General features: G+C 69.1%; 16 protein-coding genes. 11 read left to right on the top strand and 5 right to left on the bottom strand.

The features are described from left to right. The first annotated feature begins 150 nt into the window (after window positions 1-150). The 10 genes from ACIO92_RS16435 (at window position 151) to ACIO92_RS16390 (ending at window position 8,509) form a co-directional block, all read left to right on the top strand. Window positions 151-564 carry a hypothetical protein gene (locus ACIO92_RS16435; RefSeq protein ID WP_366442323.1) on the top strand — a complete coding sequence of 138 codons (414 nt, stop codon included), beginning with the start codon at window positions 151-153 and terminating at the stop codon, window positions 562-564. Between the two features lie 222 nt (window positions 565-786). Continuing rightward, entirely contained in the window at window positions 787-1,596 is an 810-nt protein-coding gene (gene atpB, locus ACIO92_RS16430; RefSeq protein ID WP_366442322.1) for a F0F1 ATP synthase subunit A, read from the top strand. 94 nt (window positions 1,597-1,690) lie between these two features. Next, complete coding sequence (gene atpE, locus ACIO92_RS16425) at window positions 1,691-1,924, top strand: ATP synthase F0 subunit C (protein WP_010474382.1); 234 nt, start codon at window positions 1,691-1,693, stop codon at window positions 1,922-1,924. A gap of 38 nt (window positions 1,925-1,962) precedes the next feature. Next, entirely contained in the window at window positions 1,963-2,508 is a 546-nt protein-coding gene (locus ACIO92_RS16420; protein WP_351781993.1) for a F0F1 ATP synthase subunit B, read from the top strand. After that, on the top strand, window positions 2,505-3,320 hold the full coding sequence (locus ACIO92_RS16415; protein ID WP_366442321.1) for a F0F1 ATP synthase subunit delta: 816 nt from the start codon (window positions 2,505-2,507) through the stop codon (window positions 3,318-3,320). Before ACIO92_RS16420 ends, ACIO92_RS16415 begins: the two co-directional genes overlap by 4 nt. 131 nt (window positions 3,321-3,451) lie before the next feature. Further along, entirely contained in the window at window positions 3,452-5,050 is a 1,599-nt protein-coding gene (gene atpA / locus ACIO92_RS16410) for a F0F1 ATP synthase subunit alpha (RefSeq protein ID WP_366442320.1), read from the top strand. A gap of 20 nt (window positions 5,051-5,070) precedes the next feature. Next, window positions 5,071-5,988: a F0F1 ATP synthase subunit gamma gene (locus ACIO92_RS16405; protein WP_366442319.1), complete on the top strand. Its 918-nt coding sequence runs from the start codon at window positions 5,071-5,073 to the stop codon at window positions 5,986-5,988. Continuing rightward, the gene (gene atpD / locus ACIO92_RS16400) at window positions 5,988-7,430 is read left to right on the top strand and encodes a F0F1 ATP synthase subunit beta (RefSeq protein ID WP_366442318.1); all 1,443 of its coding nucleotides are present in this window, start codon (window positions 5,988-5,990) and stop codon (window positions 7,428-7,430) included. Before ACIO92_RS16405 ends, atpD begins: the two co-directional genes overlap by 1 nt. A 111-nt stretch (window positions 7,431-7,541) precedes the next feature. Then, on the top strand, window positions 7,542-7,916 hold the full coding sequence (locus tag ACIO92_RS16395; RefSeq protein ID WP_366442317.1) for a F0F1 ATP synthase subunit epsilon: 375 nt from the start codon (window positions 7,542-7,544) through the stop codon (window positions 7,914-7,916). 146 nt (window positions 7,917-8,062) lie between these two features. Beyond that, window positions 8,063-8,509, top strand: a complete 447-nt coding sequence (locus tag ACIO92_RS16390) for a DUF2550 domain-containing protein (protein ID WP_366442316.1) — start codon at window positions 8,063-8,065, stop codon at window positions 8,507-8,509. Between the two features lie 157 nt (window positions 8,510-8,666). Here ACIO92_RS16390 and ACIO92_RS16385 read toward each other — a convergent pair whose 3' ends face one another. From ACIO92_RS16385 to ACIO92_RS16375, 3 genes are all read right to left on the bottom strand, one after another. Then, window positions 8,667-10,421 (bottom strand): glycosyl hydrolase family 18 protein, encoded by a 1,755-nt coding sequence (locus tag ACIO92_RS16385; protein ID WP_402281858.1) that lies wholly within the window; start codon window positions 10,419-10,421, stop codon window positions 8,667-8,669. Window positions 10,422-10,628: 207 nt separating this feature from the next. Next, on the bottom strand, window positions 10,629-11,285 hold the full coding sequence (locus ACIO92_RS16380) for a response regulator transcription factor (RefSeq protein WP_366442315.1): 657 nt from the start codon (window positions 11,283-11,285) through the stop codon (window positions 10,629-10,631). Then, window positions 11,282-12,478, bottom strand: a complete 1,197-nt coding sequence (locus ACIO92_RS16375) for a histidine kinase (protein ID WP_366442314.1) — start codon at window positions 12,476-12,478, stop codon at window positions 11,282-11,284. The genes ACIO92_RS16380 and ACIO92_RS16375 overlap by 4 nt, the downstream gene beginning before the upstream one ends. A 152-nt stretch (window positions 12,479-12,630) precedes the next feature. Between ACIO92_RS16375 and ACIO92_RS16370 the strand changes: the two genes are divergently transcribed. After that, window positions 12,631-13,251, top strand: coding sequence for a hypothetical protein (locus ACIO92_RS16370; RefSeq protein WP_366442313.1), 621 nt, complete (start codon window positions 12,631-12,633; stop codon window positions 13,249-13,251). On the opposite strand, the gene ACIO92_RS16365 is transcribed toward ACIO92_RS16370, so the two are convergent. Together ACIO92_RS16365 and ACIO92_RS16360 are read right to left on the bottom strand one after the other, a co-directional pair. Next, window positions 13,171-13,743, bottom strand: a complete 573-nt coding sequence (locus ACIO92_RS16365) for a cob(I)yrinic acid a,c-diamide adenosyltransferase (RefSeq protein WP_351782022.1) — start codon at window positions 13,741-13,743, stop codon at window positions 13,171-13,173. The two genes, ACIO92_RS16370 and ACIO92_RS16365, sit on opposite strands and share 81 nt — an antisense overlap. Window positions 13,744-13,756: 13 nt before the next feature. Next, a complete protein-coding gene (locus ACIO92_RS16360; protein WP_366442312.1) occupies window positions 13,757-14,506 on the bottom strand; it encodes an ABC transporter permease in 750 nt (249 codons plus the stop codon). Between the last annotated feature and the right edge of the window lie 59 nt (window positions 14,507-14,565).

Raw genomic sequence — 14,565 nt, 5'->3', positions numbered from 1 at the left:
AATAGTTTGTGATACGGTTCACGAGACCCGGCGACAGTGCCGAAAGACCGTAGTGCGACGGTCTGTTGGCCCCGAGACCCACCTCGGACCGGGATTACGCTCGTCCATGACGACACCATCGCCCCCTCCATCACTTGCGGAGACACCGCCATGCCGTCCAACGACGTACGCACCCTGCTGCACACCGCCGTACCCACGCTCGCCGTCGGCGCACTCGCCACGGTGATCGCGGGTGTCGTCGGCGGCGGCAAGGGCGCGCTCGGCGCTGTCGCCGGCACCCTGGTCGTGGTCCTCTTCATGGGGATCGGGCTCGTGGTGCTCCAGCGGACGGCGAGGTCTCTGCCGCAGCTGTTCCAGGCCATGGGGCTCATGCTCTACGTGGCGCAGCTGCTGCTGCTCTTCATCTTCCTGGCCTTGTTCAAGGACACGACACTGTTCGACTTCAAGGCCTTCGCCTTCACGCTCCTGGCGACAACCGTGGTGTGGGTCGCCGCGCAGGCGCGTGCGTACATGAAGGCCAAGATCATGTACATCGACCCCGACAAGACGGGGCCGAAGTCGTGAAGGGTAGGGCCGGGATAAAGCCGCGTTCGGCTTCCTGCTATCGTCCGGTGCCAACTGCGGCACTGCGGGCGCGGGCATCCGAGACGCCTGTCCCAGCGCGAGGCTCGATGCCGAACCGCCGCCCCCTAATCCGTATGACCAGTCCAGTGCCGACCCGCGGCTTCTCGCCGCGCCGACACAACGAGGTTGCCGTACCTATGCGCCACGCTGAAGGAGCCCGCGGTGAGTGCTGACCAGACGCTTGCCTTCGACCCGGATTGCCACATCTTCACCGGATGTGGCTTCCCGGCGCCGGGCCTGCACACGTTCATGTACGAGCCCATGTTCTCCGTGGGTGGCTTCGACTTCTCCAAGCCGATGCTGCTCGCGATCCTGGGTTCGATCGTGGTCGTCGGGTTCTTCTGGGCCGCCTTCAACAAGCCCAAGCTGATCCCCGGCAAGATGCAGATGGTCGGCGAGGCCGGGTACGACTTCGTGCGCCGCGGCATCGTCTACGAGATCATCGGCAAGAAGGACGGCGAGAAGTACGTCCCGCTGATGGTGTCGCTGTTCTTCTTCGTGTGGATCCTCAACCTCTGGTCGATCATCCCGCTCGCCCAGTTCCCGGTCACCTCGCTGATCGCCTTCCCGGCGGCCCTCGCGCTGATCGTCTACGTCCTCTGGGTGTCGCTGACCTTCAAGAAGCACGGCTTCGTCGGCGGCTGGAAGAACATCGTCGGCTACGACAAGTCGCTCGGCCCGATCCTGCCGCTGGTCATGGTTCTCGAGTTCTTCTCGAACCTGCTGATCCGGCCCTTCACGCACGCGGTCCGACTGTTCGCGAACATGTTCGCCGGTCACCTGCTCATCGTGATGTTCTCGCTCGCCACGTACTACCTCCTGAACGGTCTCGGCTTCGTCTACGCCGGCGCCTCGTTCGTGATGGTTCTCGTGATGACGGCGTTCGAGCTCTTCATCCAGGCCGTCCAGGCGTACGTCTTCGTGCTCCTGGCCTGCAGCTACGTGCAGGGCGCGCTCGCCGAGCACCACTGAGTCCGGCCCCGACCGGCAGCAGCACCCCCCCTTTACCAACAGTCGTCCGGTGGCCAACCCCCACCGGGTCCTTGAAAGAGAAGGAAGAACCGGCATGTCCGCTCTCGAGACTCTCGCCGCCGTCAACGGAAACGTCGCCTCCATCGGCTACGGCCTCGCGGCCATCGGCCCCGGCGTCGGCGTCGGCATCATCTTCGGTAACGGCACCCAGGCCCTCGCCCGCCAGCCCGAGGCTGCCGGCCTGATCCGCACCAACCAGATCATGGGTTTCGCCTTCTGTGAGGCGCTCGCCCTCATCGGCATCGTCATGGGCTTCGTCTACAAGTAAGCCGGACCGGCAGCCCCACATTTACGGAAGGCACTGATGTGAACGCTCTGCTTCTTGCGGCAGCGGCGGAGGAGCAGCCTCCGCTCATCCCGTACGTCGATGAGCTCGTCATCGGCCTGATCGCCTTCGTGATCGTCTTCGGCTTCCTCGCCAAGAAGCTCCTCCCGAACATCAACAAGGTTCTGGAGCAGCGTCGCGAGGCCATCGAGGGTGGCATCGAGAAGGCCGAGTCGGCCCAGATCGAGGCTCAGAGCGTGCTGGAGCAGTACAAGGCCCAGCTCGCCGAGGCCCGCCACGAGGCCGCGCGTCTTCGCCAGGAGGCGACGGAGCAGGGCACCGCGATCATCCAGGAGATGAAGGCGGAAGGCCAGCGCCAGCGCGAAGAGATCATCGCCGCCGGCCACGCCCAGATCGAGGCCGACCGCAAGTCCGCGTCCGCGTCGCTGCGCCAGGACGTGGGCAAGCTCGCCACCGATCTGGCCGGCAAGCTGGTCGGCGAGTCCCTCGAGGACTCCGCCCGCCAGAGCCGGACGATCGACCGCTTCCTCGACGAGCTCGAGGAGAAGGCCGAGGCCGTCCGATGAACGGAGCGAGCCGCGAGGCACTGTCCGCCGCACGCGAGTCCCTCGACGCGCTGACCGACAACACCTCGGTCGACGCCAAGAAGCTCGCGGACGAGCTGGCCGCCGTCACCGTGCTGCTCGACCGCGAGGTGTCGCTGCGCCGGGTCCTGACCGACCCCGCACAGCCGGGTGAGGCCAAGGCCGAGCTCGCGCAGCGACTCCTGGCCGGTCAGGTGGGCGGCGAGACCGCCGACCTGGTGTCGGGCACGGTGCGTTCCCGCTGGTCGCGCTCGCGCGACCTGGTCGACGCGACCGAGGAGCTGGCGGACATCGCCGACCTCACCGCGGCCCAGCGGGCGGGCGCCCTCGACGACGTCGAGGACGAGCTGTTCCGGTTCGGCCGGATCGTGTCCTCCAGCCCCGAGCTGCGCTCGGCGCTGACGGACAAGGCCGCCACGGCCACCGCCAAGGGCGAGCTGCTCCGCAGCCTGCTCGGCGGCAAGGCCCACGCCGCCACGGAGCGCCTGGTCGTCCGTCTGGTGACCCAGCCCCGGGGACGTAGCCTGGAAGCGGGACTCGAGTCCCTCTCCAAGCTCGCCGCGGCGCGCCGGAACCGGATGGTCGCCGTCGTCACCTCGGCGGTGCCGCTGTCGGACCAGCAGAAGCAGCGCCTCGGTGCCGTACTCGCCAAGCTGTACGGCCGCGAGATGCACCTGAACCTGGACGTGGACCCCACGGTCCTCGGCGGGATCACGGTGCGCATCGGTGACGAGGTCATCAACGGCTCGATCTCGGAGCGCCTCGACGAGGCGACCCGTCGACTGGCCGGCTGACGACAGCCAGCAGAACAACAGCATCACCAGCGGCCCGGTTGGGCCGTGCAGAAACTGCAGAAGATTCCTGGGGGTCGGCCCCCAGACCCCTTAAGAAACTTCGGGCCCAACAAGGAGAGCAGGGAACCCAGATGGCGGAGCTCACGATCCGGCCGGAGGAGATCCGGGACGCACTGGAGAACTTCGTCCAGTCGTACCAGCCGGACGCGGCCTCGCGCGAGGAGGTCGGCACGGTCAGCCTGGCCGGCGACGGCATCGCCAAGATCGAGGGTCTTCCCTCGGCCATGGCGAGCGAGCTGCTGAAGTTCGAGGACGGCACCCTCGGTCTCGCGCTGAACCTCGAAGAGCGCGAGATCGGTGCGATCGTCCTCGGCGAGTTCAGCGGCATCGAGGAGGGACAGTCGGTGCAGCGCACCGGCGAGGTCCTCTCCGTCGGTGTCGGTGAGGGATACCTGGGTCGCGTCGTCGACCCGCTCGGCAACCCGATCGACGGTCTCGGCGAGATCGCGACCGAGGGCCGCCGCGCCCTCGAGCTGCAGGCCCCGGGCGTGATGGCCCGTAAGTCGGTGCACGAGCCGATGGAGACCGGTTACAAGGCCGTCGACGCCATGACCCCGGTCGGCCGCGGCCAGCGTCAGCTGGTCATCGGCGACCGCCAGACCGGCAAGACCGCTCTGTGCATCGACACGATCATCAACCAGCGCGACAACTGGCGCTCGGGCGACGTGAACAAGCAGGTCCGCTGCATCTACGTCGCCGTCGGCCAGAAGGGCTCCACCATCGCCTCGGTGCGTGGCGCGCTGGAAGAGGCGGGTGCGCTCGAGTACACGACGATCGTCGCCGCCCCGGCGTCCGACCCGGCCGGCTTCAAGTACCTGGCGCCGTACACCGGTTCCGCCATCGGCCAGCACTGGATGTACCAGGGCAAGCACGTCCTGATCGTCTTCGACGACCTGTCGAAGCAGGCCGACGCCTACCGCGCCGTGTCGCTGCTGCTGCGCCGCCCGCCGGGCCGTGAGGCCTACCCGGGTGACGTCTTCTACCTGCACTCGCGTCTGCTCGAGCGCTGCGCGAAGCTCTCGGACGAGCTGGGTGCCGGTTCGATGACCGGTCTGCCGATCGTCGAGACGAAGGCCAACGACGTCTCGGCGTTCATCCCGACCAACGTCATCTCCATCACCGACGGCCAGTGCTTCCTGGAGTCCGACCTGTTCAACGCCGGACAGCGTCCGGCCCTGAACGTCGGTATCTCGGTCTCCCGAGTCGGTGGCTCCGCCCAGCACCCGGCCATGAAGCAGATCGCCGGTCGCCTCCGTGTCGACCTCGCCCAGTTCCGTGAGCTGGAGGCCTTCGCGGCCTTCGGTTCCGACCTGGACGCGGCCTCGAAGGCGCAGCTGGAGCGCGGTCAGCGGATGGTCGAGCTGCTCAAGCAGGCTCAGTACCAGCCGATGCCCACGGAGAACCAGGTCGTCTCGGTCTGGGCCGGCACCACGGGCAAGATGGACGACGTCCCGGTCGCCGACATCCGTCGCTTCGAGGCGGAGCTGCTGGCGCACCTGCGTCAGAAGCACTCCGGCCTGATGACCTCCATCCGTGAGGGCAAGAAGATGTCGGACGACACTCTGACGTCCGTCGCCGACGCCATCGCGGAGTTCAAGAAGCAGTTCGAGACCTCTGACGGCAAGCTGCTCGGCGTGGACGCTCCCGCCGCCGTCAACGTCTCGAAGTGACGACGGAAGGGACCTGACTCATGGGAGCGCAGCTCCGGGTCTACAAGCGTCGCATCAAATCCGTCACCGCGACGAAGAAGATCACCAAGGCGATGGAGATGATCGCCGCCTCGCGTGTCGTCAAGGCGCAGCGCAAGGTGCAGGCCTCGACCCCGTACGCGACCGAGCTGACCCGCGCGGTCACGGCGGTGGCCACGGGTGCGAACGACAAGCACCCGCTGACCACAGAGGTGGCCAACCCGAGCCGTGCCGCGGTCCTGCTCCTCTCGAGCGACCGCGGTCTGGCCGGTGCCTTCAACTCCAACGCCATCAAGGCGGCGGAGAAGCTCATCAAGCAGTTGGAGGGCGAGGGCCGCGCGGTCGACATCTATGTCGTCGGCCGCCGTGGTGTCGCGCACTTCAACTTCCGTGAGCGGAAGCTGAGCGACACGTGGACCGGCTTCACGGACGAGCCCACGTACGCGGACGCCAAGAAGATCGCGGCACCGCTGATCGAGGCGATCGAGAAGGACACGGCCGAGGGCGGAGTGGACGAGCTCCACATCGTCTACACCGAGTTCGTCTCGATGATGACCCAGACGGCGGTCGAGGCCCGGCTGCTGCCCCTCAGCCTCGACGAGGTGGCGAAGGAGGCCGGCGAGCCGGACACCCTCCGCCCGCTGTTCGACTTCGAGCCGTCGGCGGAGGACGTCCTCGACGCCCTGCTGCCGCGCTACGTCGAGAGCCGCATCTACAACGCGCTGCTCCAGTCGGCTGCCTCCAAGCACGCCGCCACGCGCCGCGCGATGAAGTCGGCTACCGACAACGCGGGAGACTTGATCAACAACCTCTCCCGACTTGCCAACGCGGCCCGCCAGGCCGAAATCACCCAGGAAATCAGCGAGATCGTCGGTGGCACCGCAGCCCTCGCCGACGCGACCGCGGGGAGTGACAAGTAATGACGACCACTGTTGAGACGGCCGCCGCCACGGGCCGCGTCGCCCGGGTCATCGGCCCGGTCGTCGACGTGGAGTTCCCCGTCGACGCGATGCCGGAGATCTACAACGCCCTGCACGTCGAGGTCGCCGACCCGGCCGAGGAGGGCGCGAAGAAGACGCTGACCCTCGAGGTCGCGCAGCACCTCGGTGACGGCATCGTCCGTACCATCTCGATGCAGCCCACCGACGGTCTGGTCCGCCAGGCCCCCGTGGTGAACACCGGCAACGGCATCACGGTGCCCGTCGGTGACGTCACCAAGGGCCGCGTGTTCAACACGCTGGGCCAGATCCTGAACGACCCCGAGGCGGAGTCGGAGGTCGGCGAGCGCTGGCCGATCCACCGCAAGGCCCCGGCGTTCGACCAGCTCGAGTCGAAGACCGAGATGTTCGAGACCGGCCTGAAGGTCGTCGACCTTCTCACCCCGTACGTCAAGGGTGGAAAGATCGGTCTGTTCGGTGGTGCCGGTGTCGGCAAGACCGTGCTGATCCAGGAAATGATCATGCGTGTGGCGAAGCTGCACGAGGGCGTTTCCGTCTTCGCCGGCGTGGGTGAGCGCACCCGTGAGGGCAACGACCTCATCGCCGAGATGGAGGAGTCCGGCGTCCTGGACAAGACCGCGCTGGTCTTCGGCCAGATGGACGAGCCCCCGGGCACCCGTCTGCGCGTGGCCCTCGCCGGTCTGACCATGGCGGAGTACTTCCGCGATGTGCAGAAGCAGGACGTGCTGTTCTTCATCGACAACATCTTCCGCTTCACCCAGGCCGGTTCCGAGGTGTCGACCCTGCTCGGCCGGATGCCCTCCGCGGTGGGTTACCAGCCGAACCTGGCCGACGAGATGGGTCTCCTCCAGGAGCGCATCACCTCGACCCGTGGTCACTCGATCACCTCGATGCAGGCGATCTACGTCCCCGCCGACGACCTCACCGACCCGGCGCCGGCGACCACCTTCGCCCACCTCGACGCGACGACGGTTCTCTCCCGTCCGATCTCCGAGAAGGGCATCTACCCGGCCGTGGACCCGCTGGACTCCACGTCCCGGATCCTGGACCCGCGCTACATCGCGCAGGAGCACTACGACGCCGCCACGCGCGTCAAGGGGATCCTGCAGAAGTACAAGGACCTCCAGGACATCATCGCGATCCTCGGTATCGACGAGCTGAGCGAGGAGGACAAGCTCGTTGTCCACCGCGCCCGCCGTGTCGAGCGCTTCCTGTCCCAGAACACCCACGCGGCGAAGCAGTTCACCGGTGTGGACGGTTCGGACGTTCCGCTCGACGAGTCGATCGCCGCGTTCAACGCGATCTGTGACGGTGAGTTCGACCACTTCCCGGAGCAGGCGTTCTTCATGTGCGGTGGCCTTGAGGACCTCAAGAACAACGCCAAGGAGCTGGGCGTCTCCTGAGCCCCGTGCTCTCCGAGGGGGGCGGGACAGGTCCCGCCCCCCTCACCACGCCCCCTAGAATTGACCCCAACACCCGGCACGAGCGCCGGGTGGTGACCCGAGGAGCCACCCTTGGCTGCTGAGCTGCACGTCGAGCTGGTCGCCGCGGACCGGAGTGTCTGGTCCGGCGAGGCCACCTTGGTCATCGCACGTACCACCTCCGGCGACATCGGCGTCATGCCCGGCCACCAGCCGCTGCTCGGTGTGCTGGAGTCGGGCCCGGTGACCATCCGTACGAGTGAGGGCGGGACCGTCGTCGCCGCCGTCCACGGAGGATTCCTCTCGTTCGCCGACGACAAGCTGTCTCTGCTCGCGGAGATCTGCGAGCTGGCGGACGAGATCGACGCCCAGCGTGCCGAGCGCGCGCTGGAGCGGGCGAAGACGGACTCCGACGGTGCCGCCGAGCGGCGCGCCGAGGTCCGGCTGCGCGCGGTGTCCGTCCGCTGACGGTCCGCGCCGAGTAGTAGTGCCCTCAGCCGCGGCACGGTCCGGAATTTTCCGGAGCGTGCCGCGGCTGAGGCGATGCAGATGCAGGGTGTATCGGGTGGTGCCGGCGGTGCCGGCCACGGGACGCAGCGAGGAGGTCGGTGAAGATGTTCCTCGCTCTGCTCGTGTGCGGCCTGGTCGTCGCACTGGTGGTGATCGGGCTCTTCGTCTTCGGTCTGCGCCGGAGACTGATCCAGCGCGCCGGCGGCACGTTCGACTGTTCACTGCACTGGAACGTCCCGGACGTGCCGGACCCGAGCGGCAAGGGCTGGGTGTACGGAGTGGCCCGGTACAGCGGCGACGAGATCGCCTGGTACCGGGTCTTCTCGTACGCGCCGCGCCCGCGCCGGGTCCTGGAGCGGGCCTCGATCGTGGCCCTGGAGCGGCGGATGCCGGAGGGCGAGGAGGAGCTGGCGCTCCTGTCCGACATGGTCGTCCAGCCCTGTATGTACGAGGGCGTCCGTCTGGAACTCGCGATGAGCGAGGACGCCCGTACGGGTTTCATGGCCTGGCTGGAGGCGGCGCCCCCCGGGCAGAGGGTGAACGTCGCGTAGTTCCCCGCCCGTCGGTGGGGGTGCCCCCGGAGGAAGTCGCGGAGGGTGAACGCCGTTCGGGCGGGTCGTTCGTCCCGGGAAGTGAGGAAGCGGGGGTCGGCGCGGTGCGCCGGCCCCCGCTTCGTCGTTCGAGCGGGTGGGTCAGACCCTCGTGCGGTTAGTTCAGACCGGAGTTGATCGCGCCGACGAGTTCGCCGTTGCTGGTGTCACCGCTGAACTCCCAGAAGAACGCGCCGCCCAGGCCCTGGTTCTTCGCCCAGCCCATCTTGGACGTGACCGTGGCCGGGGTGTCGTAGCTCCACCAGTTGGTGCCGCAGTGGGCGTAGGCCGTGCCCGCGACGGTGCCGTTGGCCGGGCAGGAGTTCTTGAGGACCTTGTAGTCCTCGATGCCCTGCTCGTAGGTGCCCTGCGCCGGGCCGGTCGCCGTGCCGCCCGGGGCGGACTGGGTGACGCCGGTCCAGCCGCGGCCGTAGAAGCCGATGCCGAGCAGCAGCTTGTTGGCCGGGACGCCCTTCGCCTTGAACTTGGCTATCGCCTCGGCGGAGTTGAAGCCCGCCTGCGGGATGCCGGTGTACGAGGTGAGCGGGGAGTGCGGGGCGGTCGGGCCCTTGGCCGCCCAGGCGCCGAAGAAGTCGTACGTCATGACGTTGAACCAGTTCATGTACTGCGCCCCGCCGGCGTAGTCCGCGGCGTCGATCTTGCCGCCGGTGGACGCGTCGGCCGTGACGGCCGCCGTGACGAGGTAGTTGGCGCCGAACTTGGCGCGCATGGCCTGCATCATGTTCTTGAAGGACGCGGCGCCGCTGGTGTCACAGGTGAGACCGCAGGCGTTCGGGTACTCCCAGTCCAGGTCGATGCCGTCGAAGACGTCGGCCCAGCGCGGGTCCTCCACCAGGTCGTAGCAGGACTGCGCGAACGCGGCCGGGTTCTGCACGGCCTGGCCGAAGCCGCCGGACCAGGTCCAGCCGCCGAAGGACCAGAGGACCTTGATGTTCGGGTAGGCCTTCTTCAGCTTGCGCAGCTGGTTGAAGTTGCCGCGCAGCGGCTGGTCCCAGGTGTCGGCGACGCCGTCGACGGACTGGTCGGCGGTGTACGCCTTGTCGTAGTCGGCGTAGGCGTCACCGATGGTGCACTTGCCGCCCTGGACGTTGCCGAACGCGTAGTTGATGTGGGTGATCTTGGGCGCGGAGCCCGAGGTCACGATGTTCTTCACGTGGTAGTTGCGCCCGTAGACGCCCCAGTTGGTGAAGTAACCCATCTTGATGGCGTTCGGGGGCGGGTTGCCGCCGCCACCGGTGGTGCGGACGGGGACCGGACCGGCGGTGGGGCCGGTCTGGTCGATGGTGTCGCGGGCGACGACCGTGTACGAGTAGTCGGTGCCCGCCGTGAGACCGCTGTCCGTGTAGGTGAGAGCGGTGGTGGTGGTCACCTTCGTGCCGTCGCGCAGGACGTCGTAGTTCTTGACGCCCTTGTCGTCGGTGGCCGCCGACCAGGTGAGCTTCACCCCGGTGTTGGTGATGTCGGAGGCGACGGGGGTGCCGGGGGCGGAGGGCGGGGTGTCGCCCGGCTGGGAGCCGTCACAGGAGGCGCCGTTGATCTTACAGCCGGTGGGCGCGCCGGAGCCGGTGCCGTTGTAGCCGAAGGTCACGCTGGCGCCGGGGGCAAGGGTCCCGTTCCAGGCGAGGTTCTTCGCCGTCCAGTGGTTCGCCGCGCCCGTGACGGTGGCGTCCCAGGCGGAGGTCACCGCGGTGCCGGCGGGGTAGTCCCACTCGACGTTCCAGGAGCTGAGGCTGGTCGTGCCGGTGTTCTTGACCGTCCAGCTGCCGGTGAACCCGGAGCCCCAGTCCTGGGTCTTCGTGAACGTGGCGGTGGCAGAGGCCGCGGCCTCTGCGGGGGTGGCGAGGCCGACCATCGCGGCCAGGGGCAGGATCAGGGCGGTCAGACCGGCGGCGGTGCGACGTCTGAACCCTGTACTGCGCGTCAGTGCTTGAGTGCTCAACGGTGCTCCTCAAGTAGCGGACAAAGGTGGGGGTGGTCCGTGAAGATGCGCGCGCCCGCCGAGCGTAGGAAGGTCTGGACCAATCGTCAAGAGGTCCAGACCATCGTCGGCAAAGTTCTTCTAAACCCCCAACTCCTGCGCCAGCACGGCCGCTTGCACCCTGCTCCGCAGGTCCAGCTTGCCCAGCACCTTGCTGACGTGGGTCTTCACCGTCGCCTCCGCCATGTCCAGACGTACCGCGATCTCCGCGTTCGACAGGCCCTGGCCCAGCACCGACAGCACCTCGCGCTCCCGGGGCGTCAGGACGTCGAGCACGGCCGGGTCGGTCCCCCGCGCCGACCGCGCCGCCGGACGGCCCGTCGCCGCGAACTCCGCGATCAGCCGCCGGGTCACCGCCGGAGCGATCAGCCCCTCGCCGCGCCCCACCGTCCGGACCGCCTCGATCAGCTCCCGTGCCTCCGCGTTCTTCAGCAGGAAACCCGCGGCGCCCGCCCGCAGGGCCCCGAAGACGTACGCGTCCAGATCGAAGGTGGTCAGCACGAGGACGTCCGCGAGGCCCTCCGCCACCACGATCCCGGTCGCCGTCACCCCGTCCATCCGGGGCATCTGCACATCCATCAGGACCAGGTCCGGGCGGAGTTCGCGGGCCAGCTCCACCGCGCGCTCGCCGTCCGCCGCCTCCCCGACGACCTCGATGTCCGGTGCGCTGCCCAGGATGAGCACGAGGCCCGCCCGTACCGCCGACTGGTCCTCCGCCACCACGACCCTTACCGTCACTGCCGCTCCTCGTCACTCGCGCCCACGGGCAGTTCCGCCCTGACCCGCCATCTTCTCCGGCCCTCGCCGTCCGTCACCGGACCGGCCTCGAACACCCCGTCGAGCAGGGCCGTCCGTTCCCGCATCCCCACCAGACCGGCCCCCGAGCCGGGCGCCGTGGGGCCGGGACGCTCCCCGTACGGGCTCGTCACCTCCACCGCGAGGAGCCGTTCCTCCCGGGCGAGCGCCACCCTGACCTCGCCGGGGGCGGCGTGCTTGAGCGCGTTCGTCAGGGACTCCTGCACGATCCGGTACGCGGCCAGCTCCACCGGCGCCGGAAGTCCGGCACCGGTCTCCCGGGTGTCGTCGAGGACCAGGACGAGGCCGCTCGGCCGGGCGTTCGCCCGCGCCTGCTCGACCAGGGCGTCCAGCGCGGCGAGGGTCGGTGCCGCGGTGGGCTCGGTGTCCCCGCCGCTGTCCCGGAGCAGCCCGATCAGCCGCCGCATCTCCGCGAGACCCGCCACGCTGTTCTCCCGGATCACGGTCAACGCCTGCCGGGTGGTGGCCGGTTCGTCGAGCGAGAGTGCCGCCGTCGAGTGGATGGCGATGGCCGAGAGGTGGTTGGCGACCATGTCGTGCAGTTCGCGGGCCATCCGCGCCCGCTCGGCCACCACCGCCTGCGCCCGGTCCATCTCGGCGAGCAGCGCGGTCTGTTCGGCCCGCAGCCGGGCCGCCTCGGCGGCCTCGCGGTGGTTGCGCACGATGGAGCCGGTCACGGCGGGCAGGAAGGAGATCATGCCGGTGATCACGCCGACGAGCAGCGCGATGGCGTTCTGCCACCAGACGAGGAAGCCGATCGTGACGGCGACGGTCACCAGGCCGGTGCTGTAGGGGACGCGCCGGGCGGAGGCGGGGGAGCCGTACACCACGGCCGCGTAGACGAGGTCCGTGAACATCAGGACGGTGACCAGGTTGCCGTTGGTGAACTGGTCCGCCACGATCGCCAGCGTGCCGACGGTCAGGGCCGTCTGCGGCAGGACGCGGCGCAGTGCCTCCATGGCGGCCGTCACGGCCAGCGGGACGAGCGTGGCCCACCGCTGATCGAAGATCCGGTCACTGGCGGTGTGGAGCCCGAAGGACCACAGGAGCAGGCCGCAGGCGAGCCCCGAGAACGCGATGATCAGGTCGACGCGGTGCGGGCGGGGGAGGGTCACGTACCCATCCAACACGGCTCCACCGGCCCTGACCTCCTCGTCCGGGCCGATCCGCCCCTCCGTCGAAGGATGTAGGCGTACGTCGTCACCGGCGACGACGCGCCCGGCCCGGGGCCACGGGAGGCTGGAGGGGAACCGGAAGGGGAACCGTCGTGATCGTCACGCTGATCATCGTCTGCGAGGTCGGCTTCTGGGTGCTGCTGGCGGCCGGTCTGACCGCCCGCTACCTCCTGAAGATGCCCAGGACGGGCGCCGCGCTGCTGCTGTGCGAGCCCCTCCTGGAGGTGCTGCTCCTCGTGGTGACCGCGATGGACCTCAAGAACGGCGCGGACCCCAGCTGGCGGCACGGCCTCGCCGCCGTCTACATCGGTTTCACCGTCGGCCACGGCCACCGCACCGTGAAGTGGCTGGACGGACACGCCGCCCACCGCTTCGGCGGAGCCCCGCCGCCCCCCGAGCCGCCCCGCTACGGGATGGCCCGCGCCCGCCACGAGGGCGCGATCTGGCTCGGTACGGCGGTCGCCGCCGCCGTGGCCTCGGCACTGCTGCTCCTGGCCATGTGGTACGTCGGCGACGGCGGGGACACGGACGGGCTGCGGCAGACGATCTACGCGGTCTGGCGGGCGGCGGGCATCCACGGCCTGATCGCGCTCAGCTACGCGATCTGGCCGAAGAAGGACCCGGGCGGCGGGTCAGCGCTCCCCGCCCGGGACCCACAGCACGTCCCCGACCTCCCTGTTCGCGGTGCGCGCAAGGATGAAGAGCAGGTCTGAGAGCCGGTTGAGGTAGGTGGCGGTCAGCGCGTTCATCGTCTCGCCGTGCACCTCCAGGGCGGCCCAGGTGGAGCGCTCCGCCCGCCGCACCACCGTGCACGCCTGGTGCAGCAGAGCCGCACCGGGCGTGCCGCCGGGCAGGATGAAGGAGCGCAGCTTGTCCAGGTCCTCCAGGAAGCGGTCGCAGTCGGCTTCCAGACGGTCGACGTACGTCTGCTCCACGCGGAGCGGCGGGTAGGCGGGGGCCTCTGCCACGGGTGTGCAGAGGTCCGCGCCGACGTCGAAGAGGTCGTTCTGGACGCGGACGAGGACCTTCACGACCTCCTCGTCGAGCTGCCCCAGGGCGATGGCGGTACCGATGGCGGCGTTGGCCTCGTTGGCGTCGGCGTAGGCCGAGATCCGCAGATCCGTCTTGGCGGTCCGGCTCATGTCGCCGAGCGCCGTGGTGCCCTTGTCTCCGGTACGGGTGTAGATGCGCGTCAGGTTGACCATGGATCCAGCGTAGTCAGCCGCGGGCCCGCCGGAAGGCGCGTGTGCCGGCCGTCACGGCGAGCGCGGCCGTGCCGAGGGCGACGAGCACCCCGTACAGCAGCGCCGGTGTCGTGTAGTGGCCGAGGTACGCCTCCCGGACCGCGTCCACCAGATAGCGGAACGGCGTCAGGTGCGAGAGGACGTCCAGCCAGCCCGGGGCCAGGGCCATCGGCAGCATCAGGCCCGAGAGGAGCATCGCGGGCATCGTGAGCGCGTTGACCGCGGGGCCGAACTCCTGCGGGGTGCGCAGCCGGAGGGCGAGGACGTAACTGAGCGAGGCCAGCGTCACCGAGAGCAGGGCGACGAAGCCGAAGCCGATGAGGATGCCGGGCAGGGGGGCGCGCAGTCCCATCGGCAGGGCCGCGAGGACGAGCAGGACCGCCTGGAAGACGAAGAGGGCGGCGTCCCGCAGGACCCGGCCGAGCAGCAGGGCGAGTCGGCTCACCGGGGTGACCCGCATCCGGTCGAACACCCCCCAGTTCTTCTCCATGATGATCGAGAATCCGGCGAACGAGGCTCCGAAGAGGCCCAGTTGGAGCAGGAGTCCGGGGACGAGGATCTGCCAGGAGTCGCCCTCACGGCCGAGCGGGAGCCCGGTGAGGAGCGGTCCGAAGAGGAACAGGTAGAGCAGCGGCGTCAGGGCGCCGAAGAAGATCTGGAACGGGGAGCGGAGGGTCTGCCGGGCGTAGCGCCCGAAGAGGAGCGCGGTGTCGTGGAGGAGCATCAGGTGTCCTTGCGCGGGGGTCCGCGGAGTCGGTGTGGGGACCGCCGGGCGGGTCCGGG

The organism is Streptomyces sp. NPDC087215 (assembly GCF_044744885.1).
GTDB lineage: Bacteria > Actinomycetota > Actinomycetes > Streptomycetales > Streptomycetaceae > Streptomyces.
The sequence above is the reverse complement of the archived record's forward strand: the minus strand, read 5'-3'. Positions and strand labels throughout refer to the sequence as shown.

Coding starts and splice junctions, on each gene's coding strand:
- ACIO92_RS16435 (WP_366442323.1), top strand. CDS start 151: ATGCCGTCCAACGACGTACGCACCCTGCTGCACACCGCCGTACCCACG.
- atpE (WP_010474382.1), top strand. CDS start 1,691: ATGTCCGCTCTCGAGACTCTCGCCGCCGTCAACGGAAACGTCGCCTCC.
- ACIO92_RS16415 (WP_366442321.1), top strand. CDS start 2,505: ATGAACGGAGCGAGCCGCGAGGCACTGTCCGCCGCACGCGAGTCCCTC.
- atpA (WP_366442320.1), top strand. CDS start 3,452: ATGGCGGAGCTCACGATCCGGCCGGAGGAGATCCGGGACGCACTGGAG.
- ACIO92_RS16405 (WP_366442319.1), top strand. CDS start 5,071: ATGGGAGCGCAGCTCCGGGTCTACAAGCGTCGCATCAAATCCGTCACC.
- atpD (WP_366442318.1), top strand. CDS start 5,988: ATGACGACCACTGTTGAGACGGCCGCCGCCACGGGCCGCGTCGCCCGG.
- ACIO92_RS16390 (WP_366442316.1), top strand. CDS start 8,063: ATGTTCCTCGCTCTGCTCGTGTGCGGCCTGGTCGTCGCACTGGTGGTG.
- ACIO92_RS16385 (WP_402281858.1), bottom strand. CDS start 10,421: ATGGTCGGCCTCGCCACCCCCGCAGAGGCCGCGGCCTCTGCCACCGCC.
- ACIO92_RS16365 (WP_351782022.1), bottom strand. CDS start 13,743: ATGGTCAACCTGACGCGCATCTACACCCGTACCGGAGACAAGGGCACC.
- ACIO92_RS16360 (WP_366442312.1), bottom strand. CDS start 14,506: ATGCTCCTCCACGACACCGCGCTCCTCTTCGGGCGCTACGCCCGGCAG.